This window comes from Pseudomonas gingeri (assembly GCF_013386115.1).
Taxonomy (GTDB): Bacteria; Pseudomonadota; Gammaproteobacteria; order Pseudomonadales; family Pseudomonadaceae; genus Aquipseudomonas; species Aquipseudomonas gingeri.
In genome coordinates this window covers 709,896-734,819 of sequence record NZ_JACAOR010000007.1, presented here as the reverse complement: position 1 = coordinate 734,819, position 24,924 = coordinate 709,896, and the positions used below count along the sequence as shown (strand labels likewise).

The following is a 24,924-nucleotide window of genomic DNA, read 5'->3' as shown; positions in this document are numbered from 1 at the left end:
AGCGGGTGGGTATTTTACGTCATGGCGTCGAAGATGGGGCCTGCTTCAGTTGTTCGTCCACCCGCGCGCAACGCGGACACAGGCAGGCGGCGTTGCGCAGTTCCGTGGGCAGGGCTTCGAGTACCGCCGGGTCGATGCTGACGCTGTAGCACCAGCAGGGCCGGTCGACGGTTCGCGGGTCGGCCAGGGCGCAGTCGTTGCGGGCACCACAGGCCGGGCAGAGGCTGGGATCATTCATGGGCGGACTTCGCCAGGTCGCTGCACACGCGGTTGCGCCCGCTCTGTTTGGCGCGGTACAGCGCGTGGTCGGCACGGGCCAGCAGGCTATGCAGGGTGTCGTCCTGTTGCAGTGAGGTCAGGCCGATACTGACAGTCAGTTGCAGGCTCTTGCCGTTATAGCTGTAGCGCTGTTGCTCGATGTGCTGGCGGATCTTCTCGGCCACCAGCAGGGCATTGCTGCTGTCGGTGTCCTTGAGCAGCACGATGAATTCCTCGCCACCCCAGCGGCAGATGATTTCCGACTGGCGCAGGCAGCTTTCCAGGTCCCGGGCAAAACCGCTCAGCACGACATCGCCCGCGAGGTGACCATGGCTGTCGTTGAGTTGCTTGAAGTGATCCAGGTCCAGCAGCAGCGCGGTCAGCGGCTTGGGTTCGCGCTGGGCTTCGTGCAGGGCCTGGGCCGCCAGCAGGTCGAAGCCCCGGCGGTTGGGCAGGTCGGTCAGGCTGTCGAGGGTCGCCAGGGCCTGGATCTTGCGCTGGTAGCGGTGGACCACGCGGTTGAGCAGGGCCAGTACGATCAGGGTCACCACCAGGCAGATCAGCAGGTTCAGGTACAGCGACTGGCGGATCCCGCTGAGGGCGCTGTCTTCGCGCTTGTCGACGAACAGGTACCAGTTCAGTTCCGGAATGAAGCGTACGTTGAGGAAGTGCCGCTGGCCGTCCGTCTCCGCATAGTCGTAGCTGCCATCGTGGGGCTTGGGCAGCTTGGCCAGCAGGTTCTTCATGCTCGCCAGGTCGTTGAGCGACGTGCCGGCCCGGGCGCCTTCAGGGCCACCGTCGGCACCGGTCAGGACCAGGCGGCCGAAGGTGTCGACGAAGTACACGCTGCGCTGGTAGCGCTGCTGGTACTTGTCGATCAGCTTGATCACCGCATCCACGGTGAGGCCGACCCCGGCCGCGCCGATGAAGTGTTCTTCGTAGTCGAAGACCTTGTAGTTGATGAAGAAGGTCAGGCGGTTGTTGTTGGCGGTGTCCGGGTCGACGTTGATCTCGTAGGGGGGCTGCATGTCCCGCACGCGGAAGTACCAGAGATCGTTGGGTTCATCGATGCGGACTTTCTTCAATACGCCCTTGGCCTGGTAGTAGGTCAGGTTGCTGTTGGAGACGAAGAAGGCGGTGTAGGCGCCATAGTGGGTCATGACCTCGTTGAGGTAGCGGGTCATCTGGTCCGGATCGCGCTCGCCGGCCACCACCCAGTCGCGCATGAAGGTATCGCGGGCCATCATCGAGGAAATCAGGATCGGTCGCACCAGGTCCTTCTGGATTTCCGAATAGACCGTGTCGGACGTCAGAGGCAGTTCGGTATTGATGATGCCGTCGCGGATCGAGGCGCGCGAGGCGTAGTAGCTGAGCAGGGACGTGGCCAGGAAACCGCAGCCGAGCAGGGCGACCAGCGTCACCACCAGCGAACGTTGTGAATAGAGCACAGAGCGAAGCGGCATGACGATTCCGTAGGCGGTTCCCGATGGACGCATTCTAGTGGCGCGGCTGAAAAATGCCTGCACATTTTGCAGGGGAACGGTCCACCACCGAGGCTTGCTGAATGATTCCGTATAGGCCGTGGCGGTCTACGCTCTTGGAAGACCAACAAGAACGAGGGATGCACCATGAAGTCTGGCTTGCTACGGGCCTTGGCCGGTTGCCTGATGTTGCTGTGCGGGGGGATGGCGCTGGCGGCGGCTGCGCCCAGCGATGAGGCGCCGGCCGCCAGGGCGTTGCTGGAAAAGGCCCTGGCCTATTACCACGAGCAGGGCGACAAGGCGTTCGCCGCGTTCAGTCGCCAGGGCGAGTTCGTCGATCAGGATCGTTATGTATTCGTGGTCGACACCCGGGGGGTGATGCTGGCCAGCGGCGGCCCGTCTTCGGCGCTGATCGGGCGTGACGTGTCCGAGGTGCTCGGTGCGGATTTGCGCAAGGCTTTCAAGGACGTGCTCAAGACCCCCGAGGGCAGCGGGATCCAGGAGGCCGAGTATCGCTGGCAGAACTGGAGCGACGGCAAGGTCGAGCGCAAGCGGGTGTTTTTCCAGCGGGTCGGCGAGCGCATCCTGGCGGTCGGTTATTACCTGCCACGGGCTTCGGCGGATCAGGCCAGGGCTTTGCTGGCAAGGGCGGCGACCGATCTGGGCAAGGATCGCAAGGGCACGCTTGACGCGATCAACGGGCTGCGGGGCGGGTTCCTGCAGGATGACCTGTATGTCTTTGTCGTGGACCTGAAGAGCCATCGTTACCTGGCCCACGGTACCAACCTGCGCATGGTCAATACCGATTTCGGCAAGGTCAGGGACCCTGACGGCAAGCCGGTGGGCGAGCCGATCCTGGCGATGATGGGCAAGCAGGAGCAGGGCGAGTACGCGTATCGCTGGAAGAACCCGGTGACCGGCAAGGTCGAGGACAAGCATGCCTACTTGCGCAAGGTCGGGTCGCTTCTGGTCGCGGTCGGCTACTACAGTCCCTGACCGGGTTCATGCCATTCCCACGCGGGTGTGGGAATGGCGTGAGCCGGATCAGCCGGCCTTGTCCTCTCGTCCGCGCAGCACCCTGTTCGGCATGGCGATGGCCGCGGCCAACCCCAGCAGGGCGACGCCGGCGCTGATCAGCAGCAGATGCCGGAAGGTCAGCAGCAACTCCGCCCGCAGGGCCTCCTGTGCCGGGCCCGGGGCGGCGTTGAGGCCGTCGAGCAGGGCGTTGCCCGAACTGCCTTCGGCGATCACCGCGGTGCCGGCCAGGTGGGTCAGGCTCGAGTCCTGCAACAACGCCAGCAACAGGGCCGACATCAAGGCGACACCCACCGCCCCGCCGAGGGAGCGGAACAGGTTGGTGGTACTGGTGGCGACGCCGATATCCCGTTGCTCCACCGAGTTCTGCGTGCCCACCAGCGAGGTCGGGAACTGCAGGCCGCCGGCGATCCCGCACAGCAGCATGAGCAGGCTGCTCAAGACCACCGCCTGGGGCGCGGTGAAGGCCATGCCGACAATGGCCAGGGGCATCAGCAGCGCACCGCTGAGAATCATCGGTTTGTAGTAGCCGGTCACCGAAGTCATGCGCCCGGCGAAGTAGGCCCCCATGGGCAGGCCCATCGCCAGCGGCAACAGGTGCAGCGCCGCGCTGTCGGCCCCGGCTCCGGTCACGCTCTGGAAGCGCAGCGGCATCAGCACGGTCAGCGAAATCGCCTGGAAACTGGTGAAGAAGATCGTGCACCAGCACAGCAGGGCATTGTGGTTGAGGAACAGGTGCATCGGCAGCAGCGGTTCGGCGGTGCGCCGTTCATGCAATACGAACAGCGCCAGGGCGATCACTGCCGTGGCCAGCAGTCCCAGTACATCGCTGTCATTCCAGCGATGGCCCTGGCCGATCTGGGTGATGCCCAGCAGCAGGGCGGTCAGGCCGACGATCATCAGTAGCGTACCGAGGTAATCGATGACCGGTTTGCGCTGTGGTACCGGCAGGCCCACCAGCGTCCGGTGCGCCACCCACCAGGCACCCACTCCCAGCGGCAGGTTGATCAGGAACACCCAGCGCCACGACAGGTATTCGGTCATGTAGCCGCCGAGTACCGGCCCGGCGACGCTTGCCACCGCGTACATGCTGCTGAAATAACCCTGGTAACGACCGCGTTCGCGCGGCGGGATGATGTCGCCGATGATCGCCTGGCTGACCGAAATCATCCCGCCGGCACCGATGCCCTGGATGATTCGCGCAATCACCAGTTGTTCCATGCTCTGGGCCATGCCGCAGAACAGCGAGGCCAGGGTGAACAGACCCATGCCGAACAGCATCAGCTTGCGTCGACCGTAGAGGTCGCCCAGCTTGCCGTAGATCGGCACCGCCACCGTCATGGCGACCATGTAGCCGGAAATCACCCAGGCCAGCAGGCCGACATCCTTGAACTGGGCGGAAATGGCTGGGATCGAGACGGCGACAATGGTCTGGTCCAGGGCGCCGAGGAAGATCGCCAGCATCAGGGCGATCAATATGCTGCGAATCGCCGGCTTCGTCTGGCCGGGCTGATGAAGATTGGTCACGTTAGAACCTGCACACAGAGGTTGACCCGTGATCTGTCTTGAGCGCCGCAGTCCTCAGCAGATGCCGGGCTTGCCCGCGAAGTGCCCCTCAGGACCTCTGAACGCTTCGCGGCCAAGCCCGGCTACCACAGATAGGCATCAGTTGCGGACCGACGGTTATCGGGACAAGCACGGGAGTGCCTGCCAGTGTACTAGATAGCTTGCTATTGGATAGTCTCATAAGGGAGGCCGACGTAATTTTCCGCGATGGTCTTGCGCCCGGCTTCGGAGCCGACGAAGTAGTCCAGTTCGGTCTGTTGCAGGCGTTGGCTGAAGGCATCGCTGTCGGGAAAGCGATGGAGGATCGAGGTCATCCACCAGGAAAAGCGCTCGGCTTTCCAGACCCGGCGCAGGCAGATCGACGAGTATTGCTCCAGCAGTTCGTGACGGCCCTCGCGGTAGACCTTGAGCAGGATGTCGAACAGGGTGCTGACATCGCTGGCCGCCAGGTTCAGGCCCTTGGCGCCGGTGGGCGGGACGATATGGGCGGCGTCGCCGACCAGGAACATCCGCCCGTACTGCATCGGTTCGACCACGAAGCTGCGCAGCGGCGCGATGCTCTTCTCGATGGACGGTCCGGTGATCAGGCGCTCGGCCAGGCTGGCCGGCAGGCGCGCCTTGAGTTCTTGCCAGAAGCGCGCGTCGGACCAGTCCTCGACCTTTTCCTGCGCCGGCACCTGCACGTAGTAACGGGTGCGCGTGGGCGAGCGCATGCTGCACAGGGCAAAACCGCGTTCGTGGCTGGCATACACCAGTTCTTCGCTGACCGGCGGCGTGTCGGCAAGAATGCCCAGCCAGCCGAAGGGGTAGACCCGTTCGAAGGTCTGCAGCGCGTCGGCCGGAATCGACTGCCGGGCGACCCCGTGGAAACCGTCGCAGCCGGCGATGTAGTCGCAGTCCAGGCGGTGGGTCTGGCCGTCCTTCTCGAAGGTCAGCCAGGGCGCGTCGGTTTTCATGCCGTGGGGCTGGACGTTGCCGGCGCTGTAGATCGTCGGCGCCCCGGCGGCCTCGCGGGCGGCCATCAGGTCGCGGGTGACCTCGGTCTGGCCGTAGATCATCACGCTCTTGCCGCCGGTCAGGGTCTTCAGGTCGATATGCACCCGCCGGTCGTTGAAGGCGAGTTCGAAGCCGTCATGCACCAGTCCTTCGGCATCCATGCGCGCGCTGACCCCGGCCTGGCGCAACAACTCGACCATGCCCTGTTCCAGGACGCCGGCGCGGATCCGCCCGAGCACGTAGTCCGGTGCCTGGCGTTCGATGATCACCGTGTCGATCCCGGCATTGTGCAGCAGTTGGCCGAGCAGCAGGCCGGAGGGGCCGGCACCGATAATAGCGACTTGAGTTTTCATTGTTGTTCTCTCTGCAAGCTTCACGCGGCGTGCCGGTGAGTCGGTTCTTATAAGGACTCTGGTATCGAGTGCCTGCATTTTTCGCTTGCAGTAGTGGCTTTAGAAGGTGAAAACTGCGCCTTTGCCGGTACTTTCCAACAATACGGGCGATTATCGCCCAGGTCCGCCACGTCGATGAACAAGCCCGCCACCGCGTCGATTCCGGTCTTCAAGCTCTATGGTGAAAACCAGGACTGGATCACCCCCGACCTGCTGCACTGCGAGACCATTCCCAAGCGCAGCCGCCTGCATCACTGGGAGATCCAGCCGCACCGGCACGCCGACCTGTGCCAGTTGCTGTTCCTCAACAAGGGCCAGGCCCAGGTCGATATCGAAGGGCAGCGCACCACCTTGCGCGAGTCGGCGATCCAGGTGGTGCCGCCCCTGTGTGTGCACGGCTTTCATTTTTCCGAGAACATCGATGGCTACGTGCTGACCCTGGCCGCGCCGCTGGTGGCGCAGCTTCAGCAGCAACTGGGCAGTTCGCCGGATGCCCTGGCGCTTGCCGCGAGTTATCCGGCGGGCAGGGACCGCGTCTATCTCAACCGCTTGTTCAGCGCCTTGCAGAGTGAGTACGCGGCGAACCAGCCGGCGCGGGACATGCTCCTGCGTTCGCTGGTCAGCGTATTGCTGGTATGGGTCAGCCGCCAGGTGATCCGCCGTCAGGCAGCCGGACAGCTACCCGAGCGCGGCCGGGAGTACCTGAGTCGTTTCAACGGCTTGGTGGAGGCGCATTTTCGCCAGCAGCCGAGTGTCGAGCAGTTGGCCCACAAGGTCGGCATCTCCGTCGCCCACCTGAACAGTATCTGCCGGGAATGGGCGGGGCAGTCGGCGCTGCAGATGATTCACCAGCGCCTGTTGCTGGAGGCCAAGCGCAACCTGATCTACACGCGCATGACCATCAACCAGGTCGCGGACGACCTGGGATTTGCGGACCCGGCCTATTTTTCGCGGTTCTTCCGGCGCCTGACCGGACTTTCGCCGAGTGCCTTTCGCGCCGATACCGGCCTAACGTAGCGCGCTCAGGCTGGCCGTGTGCGGCACGCAATGCTCAAGGTTGCAGGTGGAGAGGTTGCGCGGTGTCTGCCTGAGCTGCTCGACCCGCCAGGCGGCGGTGGCATACAGCGCGACAACGGCGCAGACAGCAAGAACGGCGGCACATTTTCTTGTTTTGAGGATATTCATGGTGCTGACCTCTGACTCAGTCGAACCGGGTTCGCTAGAAGGTACTGAGTTGAAGATTAGGTCAGTTGCGCCGACTTGCCAGCTTTTCGAGCGCCACCAGCGTGGACGCGCCGCGCCCCGTAGCGATCCATGAAGTCAGAGGCCCCTGTCCCAGGCCGGCGTCTCGGGAAAACGCTGCACCAGGAAGTCCAGCATGCTGCGCAAGGTCGCCGGCATGTGCTTGCGCGAGGCGTAGACCGCATAGATGTTCATCAGCCGAGGTTCGGCGTGGGGCAGCAGGCGCACCAGTTCGCCGCGGTGGATATGCACCCCGGCCTGGTAGGTGGGCAGCATCGAGATACCGGCCCCGGCCATGACCGCGCGCAGCAGGGTGCTGGCTTCGTTCGCACTGATATTGCCCTGGACCGGCACCGAAACCTGTTCGCCATCCTGCTCGAAATGCCAGAGGCTCTTGCCGAAGTAGGAGTGCGTCAGGCAGTTGTGCTGGCTCAGTTCCTCGACCCGCCGCGGCGCCGGGTGTTCGCGCAGGTAGGCCGGTGACGCGCAGATCACCGAGCGACAGACCGTCAGCCGCCGGGCGATCAGGTTCGGGTCGAGGTCGTTGCTGGTGCGGATCGCCAGGTCGATGCGTTCGTCCACCAGGTTCACGGTGCGGTCGAGCATCTGCAGGTCGATGCTGACGCCGGGGAAGCGCCGGACGTACTCCGCCATGGCATCGGCCAACTGGGCCTGGCCGAAGGAGGTGCTGACGCTGATCCGCAGCAGGCCTCGCGGTGCTTCGTCCGGGGTGCTGACGGCGGCCTGCAGGTCGCCGGACAACTCCAGCAACTGCCGGCAACGCGGCAGGGTTTCGCTGCCCGCCGCGGTCAGGCTCAGCTTGCGCGTGGTGCGGTGCATCAGGCGCGCGCCGACCCAGTCTTCCAGTTCCGCCAGATAACGCGACACCACCGGTCGCGACAGCTCCAGGTGGTCGGCCGCCGCCGATTGGCTGCCCAGGTCCACCACCGTCACGAACACCCGCATTGCTGTAAGACGATCCATGATTTGCCCGATTTCAGAAACAAACTATGTCCCAGCATCGCATTTTTTGTATCGGATCGGGCAACTAAGCTCTGTTCACTGCCAATCACGGCAAACAGACCCTGGAGCTGTACATGATCGGACTCTCTTCATTTCGTCGCCTCTTGCTCGCTGGCGCGACCCTTGGCGTTGCGGCCCTCGGTTTTGCCGGCCAGGCGGCGGCCCAGCCGGCCCTGACCCTGGACGTCTACAACCCGGGAACGGCGGCGATTTTTCCGGTGACTTCGGTGCTGGTCAGTGGCGAGAAGGAGGCGATCCTGGTGGATGCCCAGTTCGGCAAGTCCCAGGCCGAGCAGGTGGTGGAAAAGATCCGGGCCAGCGGCAAGCAACTGACCACCATCTATATCAGTCACGGTGACCCGGACTACTACTTCGGCCTGGACACCCTCACCCGCGCGTTCCCCAAGGCCAAGGTACTGGCCTCGGCACCGACCGTGGCGCATATCAGGGCCACCGTCGAGGGCAAGCTGGCGTTCTGGGGCCCGAAAATGGGTGCCGATGTTCCCGCCCGGACCGTCGTGCCGCAGGTGCTCAAGGGCCATCGACTGATCCTTGAGGGACGCGAGCTGGACATTATCGGCCTGGATGGCGCGCAGCCGGATCGCAGCTTTGTCTGGATCCCGTCGCTCAAGGCGGTGGTGGGCGGCGTGGTGGTCGCAGGCAATATCCATGTGTGGATGGCCGACACCCAGTCCGCCCAGTCCCACAAGGATTGGCTGGCTACGCTGCAACGTATCCAGGCACTGCAACCGCAGATCCTGGTGCCGGGCCATTACCTCGGCGATGCCGCGCATTCCGTGGCGGCGGCGCAGTTCACGGCGGACTACATCAAGGCCTTCGACGAAGAGACCGCCAAGGCCAGGGATTCCGCACAGCTGATCGCCGCCATGAAACAGCGTTACCCGGACCTGGGCGAGGAGTCCTCCCTGGAACTCAGCGCCAAGGTCGCCAAGGGCGAAATGAAATGGTGAGTCCGTTCACCGCCTGATTGATCGTCAACAATCCACTTGGAGAGCGTCATGAGCAAGATTGCAATCATTGGTGCCACCGGTCGTGCCGGTAGCCAGTTGCTGGAAGAAGCCCTGCGTCGCGGCCACAGCGTCACCGCCATCGCCCGCAATCCGGCGAAGATCGAGGCACGCCCCGGTGTCGTCAGCAAGGCGGTCGATGCCCTCGATGCGGCTGCGCTGGAAGCAGCCGTGGCCGGTCACGATGTGGTGATCAGCGCCGCGCATTTCGCCACCCTGCCGGCCGCAGCGGTGATCGGTCCGGTGAAGAAGGCCGGAGTCAAGCGCCTGCTGGTGGTCGGTGGGGCCGGCTCGTTGTTGCTGCCCGGTGGCGGGCGGGTGATCGACAGTCGGGGTTTCCCGGCGGAATACAAGGCCGAGGCCAGTGCCGGGGCGGCCTTCCTCGAAAGCCTGCGTCAGGAAAAGGAGCTGGACTGGAGCTTCCTGTCGCCTTCGGCGGAGTTCGTCGAAGGCGAGCGCACCGGCAAATTCCGCCTGGGCAAGGATGACCTGCTGGTGAGCGCCGAAGGCCGCAGCTGGATCACCTTCGCCGACTATGCGATTGCCCTGCTGGATGAGGTCGAACAGCCTGCTCACTCGCGCCAGCGGTTCGCGGTCGGCTACTGATCGTCGCAGGACCAGGGCCTTTTCGCTGGCAAGCCGGTCTTCACAATGGGGCTGTCGGTCGTACCCGCAGACCTTGTAGGAGCCGGCTTGCTGGCGATGCAGGCACCGCGTTCCAGCAGACACCCCGCGTCAATGCCATCGCCGACAAGCCGGCTCCCACGGGGGCTGCCAGTCACAACCTGCAGGTGGGGTCAGGCCGGTTGGGCCTGGCCTTCTCCCGCCAGTCGCCGGTCCAGTTGATGACGCCAGCGCACATACAGCATGGCGCTGCAGAACACCGCCAGGCTCGCGCCCATTTCCAGTACCCCGAACAGTTGCCGGTTGGGGTCGAAGGCCGCCAGCGCGCCCTTGAGGAAATACAGGTTCACCACATAGCAGGTGAACGAATGGCCCCGCGCGCTGCCCAGCAACATCCCCGGCAGCAGCGGCAACAAGGGCACCAGTTCGACCAGCAGGATCACCCACGGTCGGGCGCCGTGCAGGTCGGCAAACATCAGGTAATACACGCAAAGCAGGCCGATCAGCCCGAGAAAGCACACCAGGGCCAGCACCCGGCCGAGACTTACCCGTGGCTCCAGCCAGTCCTGGCTGGGTAGAACCTTGGGCTTCCTAGCCACGGCCGTTCTCCAGTTTCAGCGCGGTGTTCGCCAGGCGCAGGCCGAGGGCGCGGCACAGGGCGATCTCGTGTTCGTCCAGGGCGCGCTTGCCGTCGCTGCCGGTGTGATGGCTGGCGCCGTAGGGCGTGCCGCCACCGCGGGTGTCGAGCAGGGCCGATTCGCTGTAGGGCAGGCCGGTGACCAGCATGCCGTGGTGCAGCAAGGGCAGCAGCATCGACAGCAGGGTGCTTTCCTGACCGCCGTGCAGGCTGGAGGTCGAGGTGAAGACCGCACCCGGCTTGCCCACCAGGGCGCCGGTCAGCCAGAGGTTGCTGGTGCCGTCGATAAAGTACTTCAACGGCGCGGCCATGTTGCCGAAGCGGGTCGGGCTGCCGAGGGCCAGGGCCGAACAGTGCTTCAGGTCGTCGAGGCTGGCATACAGCGCGCCTTCGTCGGGAATGGCCGGGGCCACGGCCTCGCATTCGCTGGAGATCGCCGGCACGGTGCGCAGGCGCGCCTCCATGCCGGCCTGCTCGACACCCCGGGCAATCTGGCGGGCCATTTCGCGGGTGGAACCGTTGCGGCTGTAGAACAGCACCAGTACGTACGGTTCGCTCACGGCAGGATCTCCAGCACTTTTTCCGGCGGACGGCCGATGATGGCCTTGTCCCCGGCCACCAGGATCGGTCGCTCCATGAGTTTCGGGTGGGCGGCGATGGCGGCGATCAGTTGTGCTTCACCGAGCTGGTCGTCGGCCAGGTTCAGGCTCTTGTATTCGTCTTCGCCGCTGCGCAGCAGTTGCCGGGCGCTGAGGCCGAGCTTGTCGAGCAAGGCGCGCAATTGGGTAGCGTCGAGCGGGGTTTCCAGGTAGCGCACCACGGTCGGGGCCAGGCCACGGGCTTCGAGCAGTTCCAGCGCACCGCGGGATTTCGAGCAGCGCGGGTTGTGATAAAGCGTCAGATCGGTCATGTGCGGGTCGCATCTTGCGTAAGGTGGCGGGTATTCTACCTGCCTGGCGAGCGCTCCTGAACCGTACGAGGTAAATGGTCGCAGTCGATGACTCAATTGACGGGGGATGGTGCACATGGCGAGGCGATTGGCCGCCGCATTGGCGATGATGGGCGCGCTGCTGCTGAGCGGCTGCGGCAACGATTACGGGGTTGACCAGCACGGCCAGAAGGTCGCGTCCGAGCGGCTGGACAAACAGTGGAAAGTGGTCAACTACTGGGCTGAATGGTGCGGTCCGTGCCGCACTGAAATTCCCGAGTTGAATGCCTTGTCCGAACAGCTCAAGGGCCAGTCGGTGGGGGTGTTCGGGGTGAATTTCGATGGCTTGCAGGGCGATGACCTGGTCAAGGCCAGCGAGGCGCTGGGGATCAGGTTCACCGTACTTGCACAGGATCCGGCGGATTTCTTCGACCTGCCACGCAGCGAGGCCTTGCCGGTGACCTACATCATCGACGACAAGGGCAAGGTCCGCGAGCAACTGATGGGCGAGCAGACCGCGGCCGGTGTGCTGGAGCGGCTGAAGGCGCTCAAGGGCTGAAGGGCTGACTACGAGTCCCCGAGCCTGCCGACGGCTCCGCTCGACTGTGGCTTTCTCCAGAGCGGTCGGGCGACCAGGGCGATCATGATCACCAGTAGCGCGGCGGCGAGGCTGTTGAACACGCGCAGGTAGGTGAGGCCGATTTCGCCTTCGTCGGGTCGGCCCAACTGGGCAACCAGGATGAAGTGCGGTGTCAGAAACAGCATATAGGCCAGGTAGCTGATGTTGCGGCAGGCCAGCGTTCCGATCGAGATGGGCAGGATCAGCCACGCCATCAGCAACGGCGCGTGGACGAAATGGCCCAGCAGCATGGCGATCAACGCGCCGAGCAAGGTGCCCGCCACCCGTTCGACAGACACTTTCAAGGTGGCGGCAAAACCGGGCTGGCTGATCAGCAGCACCGTCAGGATCATCCAGTAGCCGTGATCCAGTTCACAGTAGTGCACGGTGGCCACTGCAATCGCCGTGGCCAGGGCCACACACACGCCGTGCAGAAAACCCTGTGAGCCCGGGTTGAAGTGTTGTCGCAGCGTGCTGGAAAGAACTGCGGGCAGCTCGCCCGGGACCAGCGCCTGCTCACGGGGACGCCACGACAGCAGGGTGATAGCGCTTGCCCAGAGGCTGCCGGAGAGAAAGTAACGGGCATAGCCGAGGGCATGCTCGAGGTTGTTTCCGGCAAAGGCCGTCGATACCGCGAAGGCCGTGGCAACCAGCAACGCCGGGAAGCCGATGCGCTTGCCCGCCACGCTGGCGAAGGCGCCACAGAAACCGATCAGCGCCGCCAGGACGATCATCAGTGGCGCGCAGGCGGTGCTCCAGACACCCAGACCCGAAGCGAACGCGCCCGCCAGGCCAAATACCAGGGCGAACCGGCAGCGCTTGCCCAGGGGCCCGCCGGGCAGGCTGATGTGGGTCCAGAACGCGGCGATGGCCGACCAGCCGAGCAGTGGATTGTGACAGTACGCGGCGAGGATCGCCGGGGCCGCGCATACGACCCCGCCGCGGGCGAGGTCGGCCAGAGGGATCCGATGGGGCGATCCTGCGTCTGCCAACCGACGCAGGATCGCCGCCACTTTCGAGGTCATGGGCTGTGGCATGATGGACTCAACAGGCTGGAGCGCGGGCGAGGATGGATTCGTTGATCTGGTCTATCGACGTCACGCCGGTCAGGGTCATGGCCACGCGCATTTCCTGGGCGAAGATATCCAGCATGTTTTCCACGCCGTGTTGCCCTTCCGCCGCCAGGGCGTACACCGTCGAGCGTCCGAGCAGCACGCTTTTCGCCCCCAGGGCCAGCATCCGCACCACATCCAGCCCCGAGCGGATGCCCGAGTCGACCAGCACGCTCAGGTCGCTGCCCACGGCCTGGGCAATCGGTGGCAGGGCCCGGGCGGTGGAGAGCACGCCGTCGAGCTGCCGGCCGCCATGGTTGGAGACCACTATCCCGTCGGCGCCGAAGCTGACGGCATCCTTGGCGTCCTGCGGGTCGAGGATGCCCTTGATGATCATCGGGCCCTTCCAGAATTCGCGGATCCATTCCAGGTCCTTCCAGCTGATGGACGGATCGAAGTTGTTGCCCAGCCAGCCGACGTAGTCTTCCAGGGTGGTGGCCTTGCCCAGGTAGCGGGAGATATTGCCCAGGTCGTGAGGGCGTCCGAGGACGCCGACATTGAGTGCCCAGTCCGGTTTCATCGTCGCCTGGAGGATCCGGCGGGTCGCGGCATAGGGGCCGGACATGCCCGAATGCGCATCACGATAACGTGCCCCGGGGGTCGGCATGTCCACGGTGAATACCAGGGTCTTGACGCCGGCGGCCTGCGCCCGTTCCAGGGCGTTGCGCATGAAACCACGGTCCTTGAGCACATAGAGCTGGAACCAGATGGCCTGCGGGCTTTGCGAAGCGACTTCCTCGATAGAGCACACGGAGACCGTCGACAGGCAGTAGGGGATGCCCTTGCTGGCGGCCGCCTTGGCCGCCTGGACTTCGCCACGACGGGCATACATGCCGGTCAGCCCCACCGGGCTCAGGGTGATGGGCATCGCCATCGGCTGGTCGAACAGGCTGGTCTTCAGGCTGAGGCTGTCGACGTTTTTCAGGATCCGCTGGCGCAGGCTGACGTCCGCCAGGTCCGAACCGTTTTTCCTGAGGGTATGTTCGGCGTAGGCACCGCCGTCGATGTAGTCGAACAGAAAACGGGGCAACTTGCGGCGTGCGGCTTCGCGGTAGTCGGTGGCCGATGAAATGATCATGGGAGCAATTCCTCTGAGTGACGGGGCTGGCGTGCCCGAGCGCTGATCCGGGGGGATATCGCCGCGGGGTGGCCGACGGGGTCAGAGTAGGGAAAACCCGTGTATGATAAAAACAACTTTTTCAACTTGAATTAAGTCGCAAAGGGAATAGTCATGAACCTGCGGACATTGCGCGCATTTGTCGAAGTGGTACGTCAGGGCGGGTTTTCCCAGGCAGCGGAAGTGGTGTCGTTGACCCAGTCGACCGTCAGCAAGGCGGTCAAGACCCTGGAGGATGAGCTGGGTACGCCGTTGCTCAATCGTATCGGCCATCGCAGCGAGCTGACCGCCGCCGGGGAGATCGCCTATCGCCGGGCGCTGGTGCTGTTGGCCGAGCGCAACGACCTGATCGCCGAGCTCGACGAGTTGCGCGGGCTCAAGCGTGGGGTGTTGCGCATCGGCTTGCCGCCGGTGGGCAGCGGTGCCCTGTTCGCCGCGATGTTTGCCGCCTATCGCAGCCGTTACCCGGCTATCGACATCGAGCTGGTCGAGCATGGCAGCAAGAAGTTGAACGAATGCCTGCAGGCGGGGGAGGTCGATCTGGCGGCGTTGCTGGTGCCCATCGATGAGGAATTCGAATATCAGGAGGTGCGCTCGGAGCCGCTGATGGTCCTGATGCCTCGCAGCCATCCGCTGGCCGGGAACAAGACGGTGGACTTCGCCCAGCTGGCGCCATCGCCGTTCATTCTGTTCGAGGCCGGATTCGCCCTCAACCGGATCATTCTCACCGCCTGTGAGCGTCGCGGCGTGGTGCCGCGGATCACCGCCCGCAGTGCCCAGGTCGACTTTATCGTCGATCTGGTGGCGGCAGGGTTGGGCGTGGCGTTCCTGCCGCGCATGCTGGCGCAGAAGCATCGGCATGAAGGGATCGCGCAGATTGCGCTGGATGAGCCGCAGACCGATTGGCATATCGCCCTGGCCTGGCGCCGTAGTGCGCACCTGCCGCCAGCGGCACGCGCCTGGCTGGAGCTGGCGGAGGAAATGAAGGAGGAGTGAAAGGCCATGCGGGCGCCGTGCGTTTCAGGCCACGGCGCCTCGGCTGTGCGGTTGAAAGCGCTTCAGCCTTCTTCCGACCACAGGCGCAGGGGTTGGCCTTGCGCCGGCCAGAAACGCACCTGTTCCACCGGGGAAATATCCCAGCGCTGGACAGTTTCCAGGGCCTGCAGGAAGCGTTTTTCCTGCTCCATCAACGCTGGGGCACAGAGCTTGCGGGTGCTGCCGACCTTGCCGAAGCTCAGGGTGTCGCCGTCCAGGGTGTAGGGCGCGAACCAGTGGTTGCAGCCGCCGGTGCCGTAGGCCCGACCGTCATCGCCGAGGGTGATGGTCAGATGGCTGTTGTCGATCAGCGGACGTTCGCCGATCCACTCCAGCACGTAGCTGTGATCCTGCTGCAACTGCACACGGTCGCCGGCACAGCCCAACAGGCTGGTCGCCAGCATCCCCAGAATCACTGCTTGTTTCATTATGTTGCCTCCTGGCATTTCGGGCAGAGGTGCTTCTCGCCCTGTGTGGTCCAACCCAGCTCGGCGATGCGGGCCGTGGCTGCGGGTTTCTGGGCGGGGACGCCGAGCTTGGCATCCACCGCGAATTCGAAGTTCAGCTCTTTGGCGCAGCTGTCGCAGTTGACCTGCCACTGGTGAATCGCCAGCTCACCGAACACCGGACCGCGGGCCATGGCGGTCCACTGGCCCGGTGGGTTGATCAGGTGCCGCACGGTTTCGACGGTCAGGCGCATGGACAGGTCCTTGCTGCCCTTGAGGGTGACCAGCAGCACGTCGTCGATGCGGATCGAGCCACCGTTGCCGGTGACCTGATAACGACCCGGCACCAGGGCGCGGCATTCGGTCAGGGTGTGTTGCGGGTTCATCAGGCTGTAGCGGAAATCGTGTTCGACCATGGGTCCTCCAAATATGGCCGGTATGCTAGCACGCAGATGCGAACCGGATAGCGCCGGGATGCGACCTTCGATCCGGTTCACGGCGCTTCTGTTGGCTCAGGGCTGCACCAGGTTGCGGGCGTGGCCGGATTTCCAGGCGGCGATGTTGTCCAGGGTGGTGGTGGCGATCGCCGCCAGTGCCTCGTGGGTGAGGAACGCCTGGTGGGCGGTGACGATCACGTTGGGAAAGGTCAGCAACCGTGCCAGGACATCGTCCTGCAACGGCAGGTCGGAGCGATCCTCGAAGAACAGTTGTGCCTCTTCCTCGTAGACATCCAGGCCGAGATAGCCGAGCTGGCCCTCCTTGAGGGCGTCGATCAGCGCCGGGGTATCCACCAGGCCGCCGCGTCCGGTGTTGATCAGCATGGCGCCGGGTTGCAGGTGGGCGAGGGTGTCGCGGTTGATCAGGTGCCGGGTATGACTGTTCAGCGGGCAATGCAGGCTGATGATCCGCGACTGGCCGAGCAACTCCGGCAGTTCCAGGTAGCGGGCGCCCAGGGCTTCGACCTCGGGATTGGGGCAGGGGTCGTACGCCAGCAGTTGGCAGCCGAACCCGGCCATGATGCGGGCGAAGGTCGCGCCGATCTGGCCGGTGCCGACCACGCCGACGGTTTTCCCCACCAGGTCGAAGCCGGTCAGCCCGTGCAGGCTGAAGTCGCCCTCGCGGGTCCGGTTGTAGGCGCGGTGCAGGCGACGGTTGAGCGCGAGGATCAAGGCCACGGCATGTTCGGCCACGGCGTGGGGCGAGTAGGCCGGCACACGCACCACGCTGAGCCCCAGGCGGCTGGCGGCGTTCAGGTCGACATGGTTGTAGCCGGCCGACCGCAGGGCGATCAGGCGGGTGCCGCCGGCAGCCAGTTGCTCCAGTACCGGGGCACTCAGGTCATCGTTGATAAAGGCGCAGACCACTTCATGTCGTTCGGCCAGTGCGGCGGTGTCCAGGCTCAGGCGGGCGGGCTGGAAGTGCAGCTCCAGGTCGGCCATCGGGGCGACGGCCAGGAAGCTGTCGCGATCGTAGGTCTGGCTGCTGAATAGAATTCCACGCATATCGGACTTCCTTGTTGTAAGACAGACCGGCAGTCTGGCGCCGGTCTCCTGAGGGCGTGTTGTCGTGGATCAGGCGCTGACGCGGGCCTCGATGGCGAGACGGGCGATGGCCATGTCCAGTTCGTCGAGGGCCTTCTGGGCGTTGGGATCGTCCTGCTTGAGCAGGGTCTCGCTGCGTTGGCAGGCCGCGCGCAATTGCGGTACGCCACAGTAGCGGGTGGCGCCATGGAGGCGATGGACCCGTTCGATCAGCCCGTTGTTGTCATGGGCCTCACGGGCTGCGCGAATCGCTTCGCGGTCGGCATCCAGCGAGGCCAGCAGCATCGCCAGCATATCGGCGGCGAGGTCGGCCTTGCCGGCGGCCAGGCGCAGGCCTTCGTCCGGATCAAGGACCAGCAGGTCGCTGCCGCTGTTCCAGACTTCGCTACTGCGCTCCTGGCCCTGGTTGCGCAGGGCCAGGCCGGTCCACTTCAGCACCACCTGGGCCAACTGGCGTTCGCTGATGGGTTTGGTCAGGTAGTCATCCATGCCGCTTTGCAGCAGGGCACGTTTCTCGTTGGCCATGGCATGGGCCGTGAGGGCGACGATCGGCAGCGGCGTGCTCTGCCGTTCGTTTTCCCACTGGCGAATCGCTTCGGTGGTCTGCCGGCCGTCCATGCCGGGCATCTGCACGTCCATCAGCACCAGGTCGAAACGGGCCTGTTGCACGGCATCGATCGCCGAGTAACCGCTTTCCACCGCCACGACCTCGGCCCCCATGTCTTCGAGCAGGGTCTGCACCAGCAGCAGGTTGGCCGGGTTGTCATCCACGCACAGCACCTGGGGCGCGCGGCTGCTCAAGGGTTCGATGGGCTCGATGCGCATCGGCCGTGGCGTGATCAGGTCCGACAGGGCACGGCGCAACTTGCGGGTGCAGGCCGGCTTGGCCTGGAGCTGGCTGTGGGGATTGGGCACCGACAGATGGAACAGCGTCTGTTCGGTGGTCGGGCAGAGCACCATCACATGGCAGCCCAGATGTTCCAGGTCCCAGATATGCTGGTTCAGGCGTTCGGGCGGCATGTCCTGGGCGGTGACCCCGAGGACCGCCAGATCGATGGCCTGTTCGGTCTGGTGCGCGCCGGTCACGCCATTGGCGAGGTTCTGCAGGGTGTTGAACGGAATCACTTCCAGCCCGCAATCTTCCAGCTGGTGCTGCAGGGCCTGGCGGGCCAGTTCGTGGTTTTCCAGCACGGCGACGCGCCGGCCGAGCAGCGGCGCGGCGGGCAGGTCTTCGATGTCGTCGCGGGTCTTGGGCAGGCTCAGGCTGATCCAGAACTCGGAGCCTTCGCCCGGCGTGCTGTCCACGCCGATTTCGCCGCCCATCTGTTCGATCAGGCGCTTGGAGATCACCAGGCCCAGGCCGGTGCCGCCGGGTTGCCGCGACAGCGAGTTGTCGGCCTGGCTGAAGGCCTGGAACAGCGCCCGCACGTCCTGGCTCGACAGGCCGATGCCGGTGTCCTGCACGCTGATGCGCAATTGCACACTGTCCTCGTGTTCTTCCTCGAGCATGGCCCGGGCGACGATGGTGCCTTCGCGGGTGAACTTGATCGCGTTGCTCACCAGGTTGGTAAGGATCTGCTTGAGTCGCAGTGGATCGCCGATCAACGACAGCGGCGTATCGCGGTAGACCAGGCTGACCAGTTCCAGCTGCTTGGCGTGGGCGGCCGGGGCGAGGATGGTCAGGGTGTCCTGCAACAGGTCGCGCAGGTTGAACGGGATACTGTCGAGGACCAGCTTGCCGGCTTCGATTTTCGAGAAATCGAGGATCTCGTTGATGATCCCCAGCAGGCTGTCGGCGGATTTCTCGATGGTGCCCAGGTAGTCCAGCTGGCGCGGGGTCAGTTCGCTTTTCTGCAACAGGTGGGTGAAACCGAGGATGCCATTGAGCGGCGTACGGATTTCGTGGCTCATGTTGGCGAGGAATTCGGACTTGATCCGGCTGGCTTCCAGTGCTTCCTTGCGGGCCAGGTCCAGCTCGATGTTCTGGATCTCGATGGTCTCCAGGTTCTGCCGGACGTCCTCGGTGGCCTGGTCGATGCTGTGCTGCAATTCTTCCTGGGCGTTCTGCAGGGTTTCGGCCATGCGGTTGATGCCCGAGGCCAGTTCGTCCAGCTCCTGGCTGCCGAGGGGCGGCAGGCGGGTTTCCAGGTTGCCGTCCTTGAGCTGGGCCACGGCCAGCTTGATCTTGCTGATCGGCGTATTGATGGTGCGGCTCATGCGCACGGCCAGCAGCGCGGTGCCGAGCAGGCCCGTGGCGATCAGCAGCAGGCTGGCGAACAGGCTGCGATAGCCGCGCAGCAACATGCCATTGTGGGACAGCTCCAGCTCGACCCAGCCGAGCAGCCGGTCGGCTTCGTCGGGGAGCGGTTCGCCGGCCATGTTGCGGTGGCGGCCGAAGACCGGCAGCAGGTAGCGGGTCGCGTCATTGCCGCTGCGTTGCAGCATATGGCTGCTGTTGCCGGTGGGCGGCTGGTTGAGCATGCTGGGGCCGGCATGGGCCAGCTGTTCGCGGTTGGCGCCGAGGAACGATACGGCGCGTACGTCGGTCTGTTCCAGCGCCTGGGTGGCGACGCGCTCCAGTTGCTCGCTGTCATTGCGGCCCAGCGCCGGAGCCACCAGCGGGGCCAGTTGTTCGGCGATCATTTCCCCGCGTTGCAGCAACTGGGTTTGCAGGTCCGATTGTTGCAGCCAGGTGAAATAGCCGCCCAGCACCAGGGCCATCAGTGTGGTCGGCAACAGGGTGAGCAGCAGGACGCGGCCTTTGATGCCCAGGTTTTTAAGCACGCAATTCTCTCCATCAGATACGGCGTCCGGCAGACACGGCGATCTTCGATTCTTGGCGCGCGCTTCCTGCGCCCGCTCCACCTGCGCAGTGTAGGGGAGCCTCAAACCACAAGCCACAGGCCGGCACGTTAAGCTTATAGCCGAAGCGAATAACATCCGCACTTTGCGTGATATGGGCCGCAGGCGTTTGCCGGTATGATAGTCGCCCCCGCAGTCTGGATTGCGAATACGCCATGACCTTGCAGTACCCTACTATCGCCGATTGCATCGGCAACACGCCCCTGGTTCGCCTGCAACGCTTGCCCGGAGCGACCAGCAACACCCTGCTGCTCAAGCTTGAAGGGAACAATCCTGCGGGGTCCGTGAAGGACCGTCCGGCACTGTCGATGATCACCCGTGCCGAGTTGCGCGGGCAGATCCAGGCCGGCGACACGCTGATCGAAGCGACTTCGGGCAATACCGGGATCGCCCTGGCCATGGCCGCGGCGATCAAGGGCTACAGGATGATCCTGATCATGCCCGACAACTCCACCGCCGAACGCAAGGCGGCGATGACCGCCTATGGCGCCGAGCTGATCCTGGTCAGCCGCGAAGAAGGCATGGAAGGGGCCCGTGACCTGGCCGAGCGGATGCAGGCCGAAGGCCGTGGCAAGGTGCTCGACCAGTTCGCCAACGGCGACAACCCCGAGGCGCACTACACCAGCACCGGCCCGGAAATCTGGCGGCAGACCCAGGGCACCATCACTCATTTCGTCAGTTCCATGGGCACCACCGGGACCATCATGGGTGTGTCGCGCTATCTCAAGGAGCAGAGCCCTGACGTGCAGATCGTCGGCCTGCAACCGATGGAAGGCGCGTCGATTCCCGGCATCCGCCGCTGGCCCCACGAATACCTGCCGAAGATTTTCCAGGCCGAACGGGTCGACCGTATCGTCGACATGGGCCAGGAGGAAGCCGAGGACGTGATGCGTCGCCTGGCCCGCGAGGAAGGGATTTTCTGCGGCGTGTCTTCGGGCGGTGCGGTGGCGGCGATGTTGCGCCTGTCCCGGGAAGTCGAGAACGCGGTGATGGTCGCGATCATCTGTGACCGCGGCGACCGCTACCTGTCGACCGGCATCTACGACGCGCCCAACTGATGGCCAAGCATGAGAGAGGCCTGCGCTTCCAACCGAGTGGCGGCAGCCGGGCCCCGCAAGTGCCTGTGGGCAAGAAGCAACGCCTGACGATCGAGCGGCTGGCCAACGATGGCCGCGGGATCGCGTTTATCGAAGGCCGTACCTGGTTTGTCGCCGGCGCCCTCGCCGGTGAAGAGGTCGAGGCCCGTGTTCTGGGGGCCCATGGCAAGGTGGTCGAGGCTCGTACCGAACGGGTATTGCTCGCCAGCGAGCGGCGGCGCCCGGCCCCTTGCGCCCATGCGGGGCGTTGCGGTGGCTGCAGCGTGCAACATATGCCCCATGATGACCAACTGGCCCTGAAACAGCGCATGCTCGCCGAGCAGCTGTCGCGGGTGGCCGGTGTCGAGCCCGAGGCGTGGGCGGCGCCCCTGACCGGTCCGGAGTTCGGCTATCGCCGCCGGGCGCGGGTGGCGGTGCGCTGGGATGCCAAGGCGAAAAAACTCGAGGTGGGTTTCCGTGCGGCCTCCAGCCAGGACATCGTCGGTATCGATGATTGCCCGGTGCTGGTACAGGCCTTGCAACCGATCATGAGTGGCTTGCCGGCAATGCTCCGGCGCCTGGGCAAACCCCAGGCTCTGGGGCATGTCGAGTTGTTCAGCGGTTCGGCGCTGGCGGTGTTGTTGCGGCATATGTCGCCGTTGTCGGCCGATGACCTGCGGGTCCTGCAAGATTTTTGCGCAGGGCATGGCGCCCAGCTCTGGCTGCATGGCGAGGACGGTCCGCAGCCGGTCGATCCGACGCAGCCCCTGGGCTACCGCCTGGAAGCGTGGGACCTGGAACTGGCGTATCGGCCGGGGGATTTTGTCCAGGTCAATGCCGGGGTCAATGAAGCGATGGTGGCCCAGGCGCTCGACTGGCTGCAACCGACGGCTGGCGAGCGGGTGCTTGACCTGTTCTGCGGGCTGGGCAACTTTGCCTTGCCGCTGGCCCGTCAGGTCCGCGAAGTGGTGGCGGTGGAGGGCGTGCAGACCATGGTCGAGCGGGCCGCGGCCAATGCCGCTAGCAACAATCTGCATAACGTGGCTTTTTTTCAGGCCGATTTATCCCAGCCCCTGAGCGATGCCAGCTGGGCCAAAGCAGGCTTTTCTGCGGTACTCTTGGACCCACCACGTGACGGTGCTTTCGAGGTGGTGGGCAAGCTCGCCGCATTGGGTGCCGAACGCCTGGTGTATGTGTCGTGCAACCCGGCAACCCTGGCGCGCGACACGGTCGAATTGATCAAGCAGGGCTACCGGTTAAAACGTGCCGGGATCCTCGATATGTTTCCGCAGACCGCGCATGTCGAGGCCATGGCGTTATTTGAAGCGAGCTAGGATGCTCGTCTAGTCCGACTGGCCGCCTCCGTATTCCGACCAGCCTTGCCGGAATGCGGGGGCGATGAACGGCCAGCGATTTTGACGCATGAATCTGCGTCGTAGGGAAGGTAAGCAAGATGGTACAGGTGAGAGCACACCAGCCGATCAACACTGACGGCAGTATCAATCTCGAGGCATGGCTCGATCATACGGTCAGCGTCGACCTGGCGCTGGATCGTGAAGCCTTGAAGGAAGCCTGCGAATACGCACGGCTTGCCGAACAACAGACCAACGCGGCCCAGAACCTGTGGCCCGAAGGCGGTTCCAGTTTCAGCACCGGCCTGGAGATCGCCGAGATCCTCGCCGACCTCAAGCTCGACCAGGACTCCCTGGTCGCGGCCGTGCTGTACCGTGGCGTGCGCGAAGGGCAGATCGCCCTGCCGGCGGTCAGCCAGAAATTCGGCCCGGTGGTGGCCAAGCTGATCGACGGCGTGCTGCGCATGGCCGCGATCAGCGCCAGCCTCAGTCCGCGCCAGTCCCAGGTCCTCGGCACCCAGGTGCAGGTGGAAAACCTGCGCAAGATGCTGGTGGCGATGGTCGACGACGTGCGTGTCGCGCTGATCAAGCTGGCCGAGCGCACCTGTGCCATTCGTGCGGTCAAGAACGCCGACGACGAGAAGCGCAACCGGGTGGCCCGCGAGGTGTTCGACATCTACGCGCCGCTGGCCCATCGCCTGGGTATCGGTCATATCAAGTGGGAGCTGGAGGACCTGTCCTTCCGTTACCTGGAGCCCGACCAGTACAAGCAGATCGCCAAGTTGCTGCATGAGCGGCGACTGGATCGCGAGCGTTTCATCAGCGACGTGATGAGCCAGCTGGAAAACGAACTGCTGGCCACCGGGGTCAAGGCCGATATCAGCGGCCGGGCCAAGCACATCTATTCGATCTGGCGCAAAATGCAGCGCAAGGGCCTGGAGTTCAGCCAGATCTACGATGTGCGCGCCGTGCGTGTGCTGGTGCCGGAAATGCGCGACTGCTACACCGCGCTGGGGATCGTCCACACCCTGTGGCGGCATATCCCGAAAGAATTCGACGACTACATCGCCAACCCCAAGGAGAACGGCTACCGCTCGTTGCACACGGCGGTGATCGGTCCGGAAGGCAAGGTGCTGGAAGTGCAGATCCGCACCCACGCCATGCACGAAGAAGCCGAGCTGGGGGTTTGTGCGCACTGGAAGTACAAGGGCACCGACGTCAAGTCCGGTTCCAATCACTACGAAGAGAAAATCTCCTGGTTGCGCCAGGTGCTGGAATGGCACGAGGAACTGGGCGATATCGGTGGCCTGGCGGAGCAGTTGCGGGTCGATATCGAGCCGGACCGGGTCTATATCTTCACCCCGGACGGCCATGCCATCGACTTGCCCAAGGGCGCGACGCCGCTGGACTTCGCCTATCGGGTGCACACCGAGATCGGTCACAACTGCCGTGGCGCGAAGATCAACGGGCGGATCGTCCCGCTCAACTACAGCCTGCAGACCGGCGAGCAGGTGGAGATCATCACCAGCAAGCACGGCACGCCGAGCCGTGACTGGCTGAACTCGAACCTGGGGTATGTCACCACCTCCCGGGCGCGGGCGAAGATCGTCCACTGGTTCAAGCTGCAGGCCCGTGACCAGAACGTCGCCGCCGGCAAGACCCTGCTCGAACGCGAGCTGACCCGTCTTGGCCTGCCGCAGGTGGACTTCGACAAACTGGCCGACAAGGCCAACATGAAAACCGCCGAGGATATGTTCGCCGCCCTCGGTGCCGGCGACCTGCGCCTGGCGCAACTGGTCAACCAGGCCCAGCAACTGGTCGAGCCGGAGCGCGGCAACGAACAACTGGAACTGATCCCGCGCAAGGCCACCGGCTACAAGCCCGGCAAGCGCGGCGATATCCAGATCCAGGGCGTCGGCAACCTGATGACCCAGATGGCCGGCTGCTGCCAGCCGCTGCCGGGGGATGCCATCGTCGGCTATATCACCCAGGGCCGTGGTGTGAGCATCCACCGCCAGGACTGTGCCTCGGTGCTGCAACTGAGCGGGCGCGAGCCGGAGCGGATCATCCAGGTCAGCTGGGGGCCGGTGCCGGTGTCGACCTATCCGGTGGATATCGTGATCCGTGCCTACGACCGTTCCGGTCTGCTGCGTGACGTGTCCCAGGTGCTGCTCAACGAGCGCATCAACGTGCTGGCGGTCAACACCCGCTCGAACAAGGAGGACAACACCGCGTTGATGTCCCTGACCATCGAGATTCCGGGGCTGGACGCGTTGGGGCGGTTGCTGGGGCGGATTTCCCAGTTGCCGAATATCATCGAGACCCGACGCAATCGCACCCCTTGATGATGGCGGGGGCGTAGCGGGCTTGTGTGCGGGGGGCCGAAGGGGGCCTTGAGGTCGCCAAGAGCTTCGCGGGCAAGCCCGCTCCCACCGGGCTTTGTGGGAGGGGGCTTGCCCCCGAAGAGGCCCTTGAAGTCGACATGAGCTTCGTGGACAAGCGAAGCGCCGTCCGGCACGCCCCTTACAAGGTTTGCGCTGTTTCCAGCGTGTGA

Annotated in this window: 24 protein-coding genes; 9 read left to right on the top strand and 15 right to left on the bottom strand. The window is 64.5% G+C overall.

From position 1 onward, the window contains the following. Nucleotides 1–19: 19 nt before the first annotated feature. Together HX881_RS15810 and HX881_RS15805 are read right to left on the bottom strand one after the other, a co-directional pair. Nucleotides 20–238, bottom strand: a complete 219-nt coding sequence (locus HX881_RS15810; RefSeq protein WP_177085366.1) for a cysteine-rich CWC family protein — start codon at nucleotides 236–238, stop codon at nucleotides 20–22. Next, the gene (locus HX881_RS15805; protein WP_177085364.1) at nucleotides 231–1,721 is read right to left on the bottom strand and encodes a sensor domain-containing diguanylate cyclase; all 1,491 of its coding nucleotides are present in this window, start codon (nucleotides 1,719–1,721) and stop codon (nucleotides 231–233) included. Before HX881_RS15805 ends, HX881_RS15810 begins: the two co-directional genes overlap by 8 nt. A gap of 165 nt (nucleotides 1,722–1,886) precedes the next feature. Here HX881_RS15805 and HX881_RS15800 point away from each other — a divergent pair, with 165 nt between their 5' ends. After that, nucleotides 1,887–2,735 carry a cache domain-containing protein gene (locus HX881_RS15800; RefSeq protein WP_042936064.1) on the top strand — a complete coding sequence of 283 codons (849 nt, stop codon included), beginning with the start codon at nucleotides 1,887–1,889 and terminating at the stop codon, nucleotides 2,733–2,735. Between the two features lie 48 nt (nucleotides 2,736–2,783). On the opposite strand, the gene HX881_RS15795 is transcribed toward HX881_RS15800, so the two are convergent. Beyond that, nucleotides 2,784–4,301, bottom strand: a complete 1,518-nt coding sequence (locus tag HX881_RS15795) for an MDR family MFS transporter (RefSeq protein WP_017127731.1) — start codon at nucleotides 4,299–4,301, stop codon at nucleotides 2,784–2,786. Between the two features lie 203 nt (nucleotides 4,302–4,504). Next, a complete protein-coding gene (gene pobA / locus HX881_RS15790; protein WP_177085362.1) occupies nucleotides 4,505–5,689 on the bottom strand; it encodes a 4-hydroxybenzoate 3-monooxygenase in 1,185 nt (394 codons plus the stop codon). 174 nt (nucleotides 5,690–5,863) lie between these two features. On the opposite strand from pobA, the gene HX881_RS15785 reads away from it, so the two are divergent. Continuing rightward, nucleotides 5,864–6,745 carry a helix-turn-helix domain-containing protein gene (locus HX881_RS15785; protein ID WP_177085360.1) on the top strand — a complete coding sequence of 294 codons (882 nt, stop codon included), beginning with the start codon at nucleotides 5,864–5,866 and terminating at the stop codon, nucleotides 6,743–6,745. On the opposite strand, the gene HX881_RS15780 is transcribed toward HX881_RS15785, so the two are convergent. Together HX881_RS15780 and HX881_RS15775 are read right to left on the bottom strand one after the other, a co-directional pair. Next, a complete protein-coding gene (locus HX881_RS15780; protein WP_167331649.1) occupies nucleotides 6,737–6,913 on the bottom strand; it encodes a hypothetical protein in 177 nt (58 codons plus the stop codon). The genes HX881_RS15785 and HX881_RS15780 overlap by 9 nt on opposite strands. A 135-nt stretch (nucleotides 6,914–7,048) precedes the next feature. Beyond that, nucleotides 7,049–7,954, bottom strand: coding sequence for a LysR family transcriptional regulator (locus tag HX881_RS15775; RefSeq protein ID WP_103032632.1), 906 nt, complete (start codon nucleotides 7,952–7,954; stop codon nucleotides 7,049–7,051). Between the two features lie 113 nt (nucleotides 7,955–8,067). On the opposite strand from HX881_RS15775, the gene HX881_RS15770 reads away from it, so the two are divergent. Both HX881_RS15770 and HX881_RS15765 read left to right on the top strand, forming a co-directional pair. After that, on the top strand, nucleotides 8,068–8,964 hold the full coding sequence (locus HX881_RS15770; RefSeq protein WP_177085358.1) for an MBL fold metallo-hydrolase: 897 nt from the start codon (nucleotides 8,068–8,070) through the stop codon (nucleotides 8,962–8,964). A 48-nt stretch (nucleotides 8,965–9,012) separates the two neighbouring features. Then, nucleotides 9,013–9,627, top strand: a complete 615-nt coding sequence (locus tag HX881_RS15765; protein WP_177085356.1) for an NAD(P)-dependent oxidoreductase — start codon at nucleotides 9,013–9,015, stop codon at nucleotides 9,625–9,627. Between the two features lie 191 nt (nucleotides 9,628–9,818). Here HX881_RS15765 and HX881_RS15760 read toward each other — a convergent pair whose 3' ends face one another. Genes HX881_RS15760 through arsC form a run of 3 tightly spaced genes read right to left on the bottom strand, consistent with a single transcriptional unit; the run spans nucleotide 9,819 to nucleotide 11,192 of the window. Continuing rightward, nucleotides 9,819–10,244 (bottom strand): DUF2069 domain-containing protein, encoded by a 426-nt coding sequence (locus HX881_RS15760; RefSeq protein WP_177085354.1) that lies wholly within the window; start codon nucleotides 10,242–10,244, stop codon nucleotides 9,819–9,821. Next, complete coding sequence (wrbA, locus tag HX881_RS15755; protein ID WP_017127738.1) at nucleotides 10,237–10,842, bottom strand: NAD(P)H:quinone oxidoreductase; 606 nt, start codon at nucleotides 10,840–10,842, stop codon at nucleotides 10,237–10,239. Before wrbA ends, HX881_RS15760 begins: the two co-directional genes overlap by 8 nt. Beyond that, nucleotides 10,839–11,192: an arsenate reductase (glutaredoxin) gene (gene arsC, locus HX881_RS15750; RefSeq protein ID WP_177085352.1), complete on the bottom strand. Its 354-nt coding sequence runs from the start codon at nucleotides 11,190–11,192 to the stop codon at nucleotides 10,839–10,841. Before arsC ends, wrbA begins: the two co-directional genes overlap by 4 nt. Before the next feature lie 115 nt (nucleotides 11,193–11,307). Here arsC and HX881_RS15745 point away from each other — a divergent pair, with 115 nt between their 5' ends. Further along, complete coding sequence (locus HX881_RS15745) at nucleotides 11,308–11,769, top strand: TlpA family protein disulfide reductase (RefSeq protein ID WP_042936244.1); 462 nt, start codon at nucleotides 11,308–11,310, stop codon at nucleotides 11,767–11,769. Nucleotides 11,770–11,777: 8 nt separating this feature from the next. On the opposite strand, the gene HX881_RS15740 is transcribed toward HX881_RS15745, so the two are convergent. Next, nucleotides 11,778–12,866 carry an FUSC family protein gene (locus HX881_RS15740; RefSeq protein ID WP_177085335.1) on the bottom strand — a complete coding sequence of 363 codons (1,089 nt, stop codon included), beginning with the start codon at nucleotides 12,864–12,866 and terminating at the stop codon, nucleotides 11,778–11,780. A 7-nt stretch (nucleotides 12,867–12,873) separates the two neighbouring features. Continuing rightward, complete coding sequence (lldD, locus tag HX881_RS15735) at nucleotides 12,874–14,019, bottom strand: FMN-dependent L-lactate dehydrogenase LldD (protein WP_177085332.1); 1,146 nt, start codon at nucleotides 14,017–14,019, stop codon at nucleotides 12,874–12,876. A 153-nt stretch (nucleotides 14,020–14,172) separates the two neighbouring features. Between lldD and HX881_RS15730 the strand changes: the two genes are divergently transcribed. After that, nucleotides 14,173–15,054: a LysR family transcriptional regulator gene (locus tag HX881_RS15730; RefSeq protein WP_017127743.1), complete on the top strand. Its 882-nt coding sequence runs from the start codon at nucleotides 14,173–14,175 to the stop codon at nucleotides 15,052–15,054. 62 nt (nucleotides 15,055–15,116) lie between these two features. Here the strand turns inward: HX881_RS15730 and HX881_RS15725 are convergent, their stop codons facing one another. From HX881_RS15725 to HX881_RS15710, 4 genes are all read right to left on the bottom strand, one after another. After that, on the bottom strand, nucleotides 15,117–15,521 hold the full coding sequence (locus HX881_RS15725) for an META domain-containing protein (protein WP_017127744.1): 405 nt from the start codon (nucleotides 15,519–15,521) through the stop codon (nucleotides 15,117–15,119). Beyond that, nucleotides 15,521–15,955: a hypothetical protein gene (locus HX881_RS15720; RefSeq protein ID WP_017127745.1), complete on the bottom strand. Its 435-nt coding sequence runs from the start codon at nucleotides 15,953–15,955 to the stop codon at nucleotides 15,521–15,523. The genes HX881_RS15725 and HX881_RS15720 overlap by 1 nt, the downstream gene beginning before the upstream one ends. Before the next feature lie 96 nt (nucleotides 15,956–16,051). Continuing rightward, a complete protein-coding gene (locus HX881_RS15715; protein WP_177085325.1) occupies nucleotides 16,052–17,041 on the bottom strand; it encodes a 2-hydroxyacid dehydrogenase in 990 nt (329 codons plus the stop codon). Nucleotides 17,042–17,110: 69 nt separating this feature from the next. Next, nucleotides 17,111–19,864, bottom strand: coding sequence for a response regulator (locus tag HX881_RS15710; protein ID WP_017127747.1), 2,754 nt, complete (start codon nucleotides 19,862–19,864; stop codon nucleotides 17,111–17,113). Nucleotides 19,865–20,097: 233 nt separating this feature from the next. Between HX881_RS15710 and cysM the strand changes: the two genes are divergently transcribed. The 3 genes from cysM to relA all read left to right on the top strand — a co-directional run bounded on the left by cysM (nucleotide 20,098) and on the right by relA (nucleotide 24,715). After that, nucleotides 20,098–21,000 carry a cysteine synthase CysM gene (cysM, locus tag HX881_RS15705; protein ID WP_017127748.1) on the top strand — a complete coding sequence of 301 codons (903 nt, stop codon included), beginning with the start codon at nucleotides 20,098–20,100 and terminating at the stop codon, nucleotides 20,998–21,000. Continuing rightward, a complete protein-coding gene (gene rlmD, locus HX881_RS15700; protein WP_177085323.1) occupies nucleotides 21,000–22,352 on the top strand; it encodes a 23S rRNA (uracil(1939)-C(5))-methyltransferase RlmD in 1,353 nt (450 codons plus the stop codon). Before cysM ends, rlmD begins: the two co-directional genes overlap by 1 nt. A gap of 119 nt (nucleotides 22,353–22,471) precedes the next feature. Next, nucleotides 22,472–24,715 carry a GTP diphosphokinase gene (relA, locus tag HX881_RS15695; protein ID WP_017127750.1) on the top strand — a complete coding sequence of 748 codons (2,244 nt, stop codon included), beginning with the start codon at nucleotides 22,472–22,474 and terminating at the stop codon, nucleotides 24,713–24,715. The last annotated feature ends 209 nt before the right edge of the window (nucleotides 24,716–24,924 follow it).

Coding starts and splice junctions, on each gene's coding strand:
- HX881_RS15715 (WP_177085325.1), bottom strand. CDS start 17,041: ATGCGTGGAATTCTATTCAGCAGCCAGACCTACGATCGCGACAGCTTC.
- HX881_RS15730 (WP_017127743.1), top strand. CDS start 14,173: ATGAACCTGCGGACATTGCGCGCATTTGTCGAAGTGGTACGTCAGGGC.
- lldD (WP_177085332.1), bottom strand. CDS start 14,019: ATGATCATTTCATCGGCCACCGACTACCGCGAAGCCGCACGCCGCAAG.
- HX881_RS15725 (WP_017127744.1), bottom strand. CDS start 15,521: ATGAAACAAGCAGTGATTCTGGGGATGCTGGCGACCAGCCTGTTGGGC.
- HX881_RS15800 (WP_042936064.1), top strand. CDS start 1,887: ATGAAGTCTGGCTTGCTACGGGCCTTGGCCGGTTGCCTGATGTTGCTG.
- HX881_RS15740 (WP_177085335.1), bottom strand. CDS start 12,866: ATGCCACAGCCCATGACCTCGAAAGTGGCGGCGATCCTGCGTCGGTTG.
- HX881_RS15785 (WP_177085360.1), top strand. CDS start 5,864: ATGAACAAGCCCGCCACCGCGTCGATTCCGGTCTTCAAGCTCTATGGT.
- HX881_RS15720 (WP_017127745.1), bottom strand. CDS start 15,955: ATGGTCGAACACGATTTCCGCTACAGCCTGATGAACCCGCAACACACC.
- HX881_RS15805 (WP_177085364.1), bottom strand. CDS start 1,721: ATGCCGCTTCGCTCTGTGCTCTATTCACAACGTTCGCTGGTGGTGACG.
- relA (WP_017127750.1), top strand. CDS start 22,472: ATGGTACAGGTGAGAGCACACCAGCCGATCAACACTGACGGCAGTATC.
- arsC (WP_177085352.1), bottom strand. CDS start 11,192: ATGACCGATCTGACGCTTTATCACAACCCGCGCTGCTCGAAATCCCGC.
- HX881_RS15745 (WP_042936244.1), top strand. CDS start 11,308: ATGGCGAGGCGATTGGCCGCCGCATTGGCGATGATGGGCGCGCTGCTG.
- HX881_RS15775 (WP_103032632.1), bottom strand. CDS start 7,954: ATGGATCGTCTTACAGCAATGCGGGTGTTCGTGACGGTGGTGGACCTG.
- HX881_RS15770 (WP_177085358.1), top strand. CDS start 8,068: ATGATCGGACTCTCTTCATTTCGTCGCCTCTTGCTCGCTGGCGCGACC.
- HX881_RS15810 (WP_177085366.1), bottom strand. CDS start 238: ATGAATGATCCCAGCCTCTGCCCGGCCTGTGGTGCCCGCAACGACTGC.
- HX881_RS15780 (WP_167331649.1), bottom strand. CDS start 6,913: ATGAATATCCTCAAAACAAGAAAATGTGCCGCCGTTCTTGCTGTCTGC.
- HX881_RS15765 (WP_177085356.1), top strand. CDS start 9,013: ATGAGCAAGATTGCAATCATTGGTGCCACCGGTCGTGCCGGTAGCCAG.
- rlmD (WP_177085323.1), top strand. CDS start 21,000: ATGGCCAAGCATGAGAGAGGCCTGCGCTTCCAACCGAGTGGCGGCAGC.
- pobA (WP_177085362.1), bottom strand. CDS start 5,689: ATGAAAACTCAAGTCGCTATTATCGGTGCCGGCCCCTCCGGCCTGCTG.
- cysM (WP_017127748.1), top strand. CDS start 20,098: ATGACCTTGCAGTACCCTACTATCGCCGATTGCATCGGCAACACGCCC.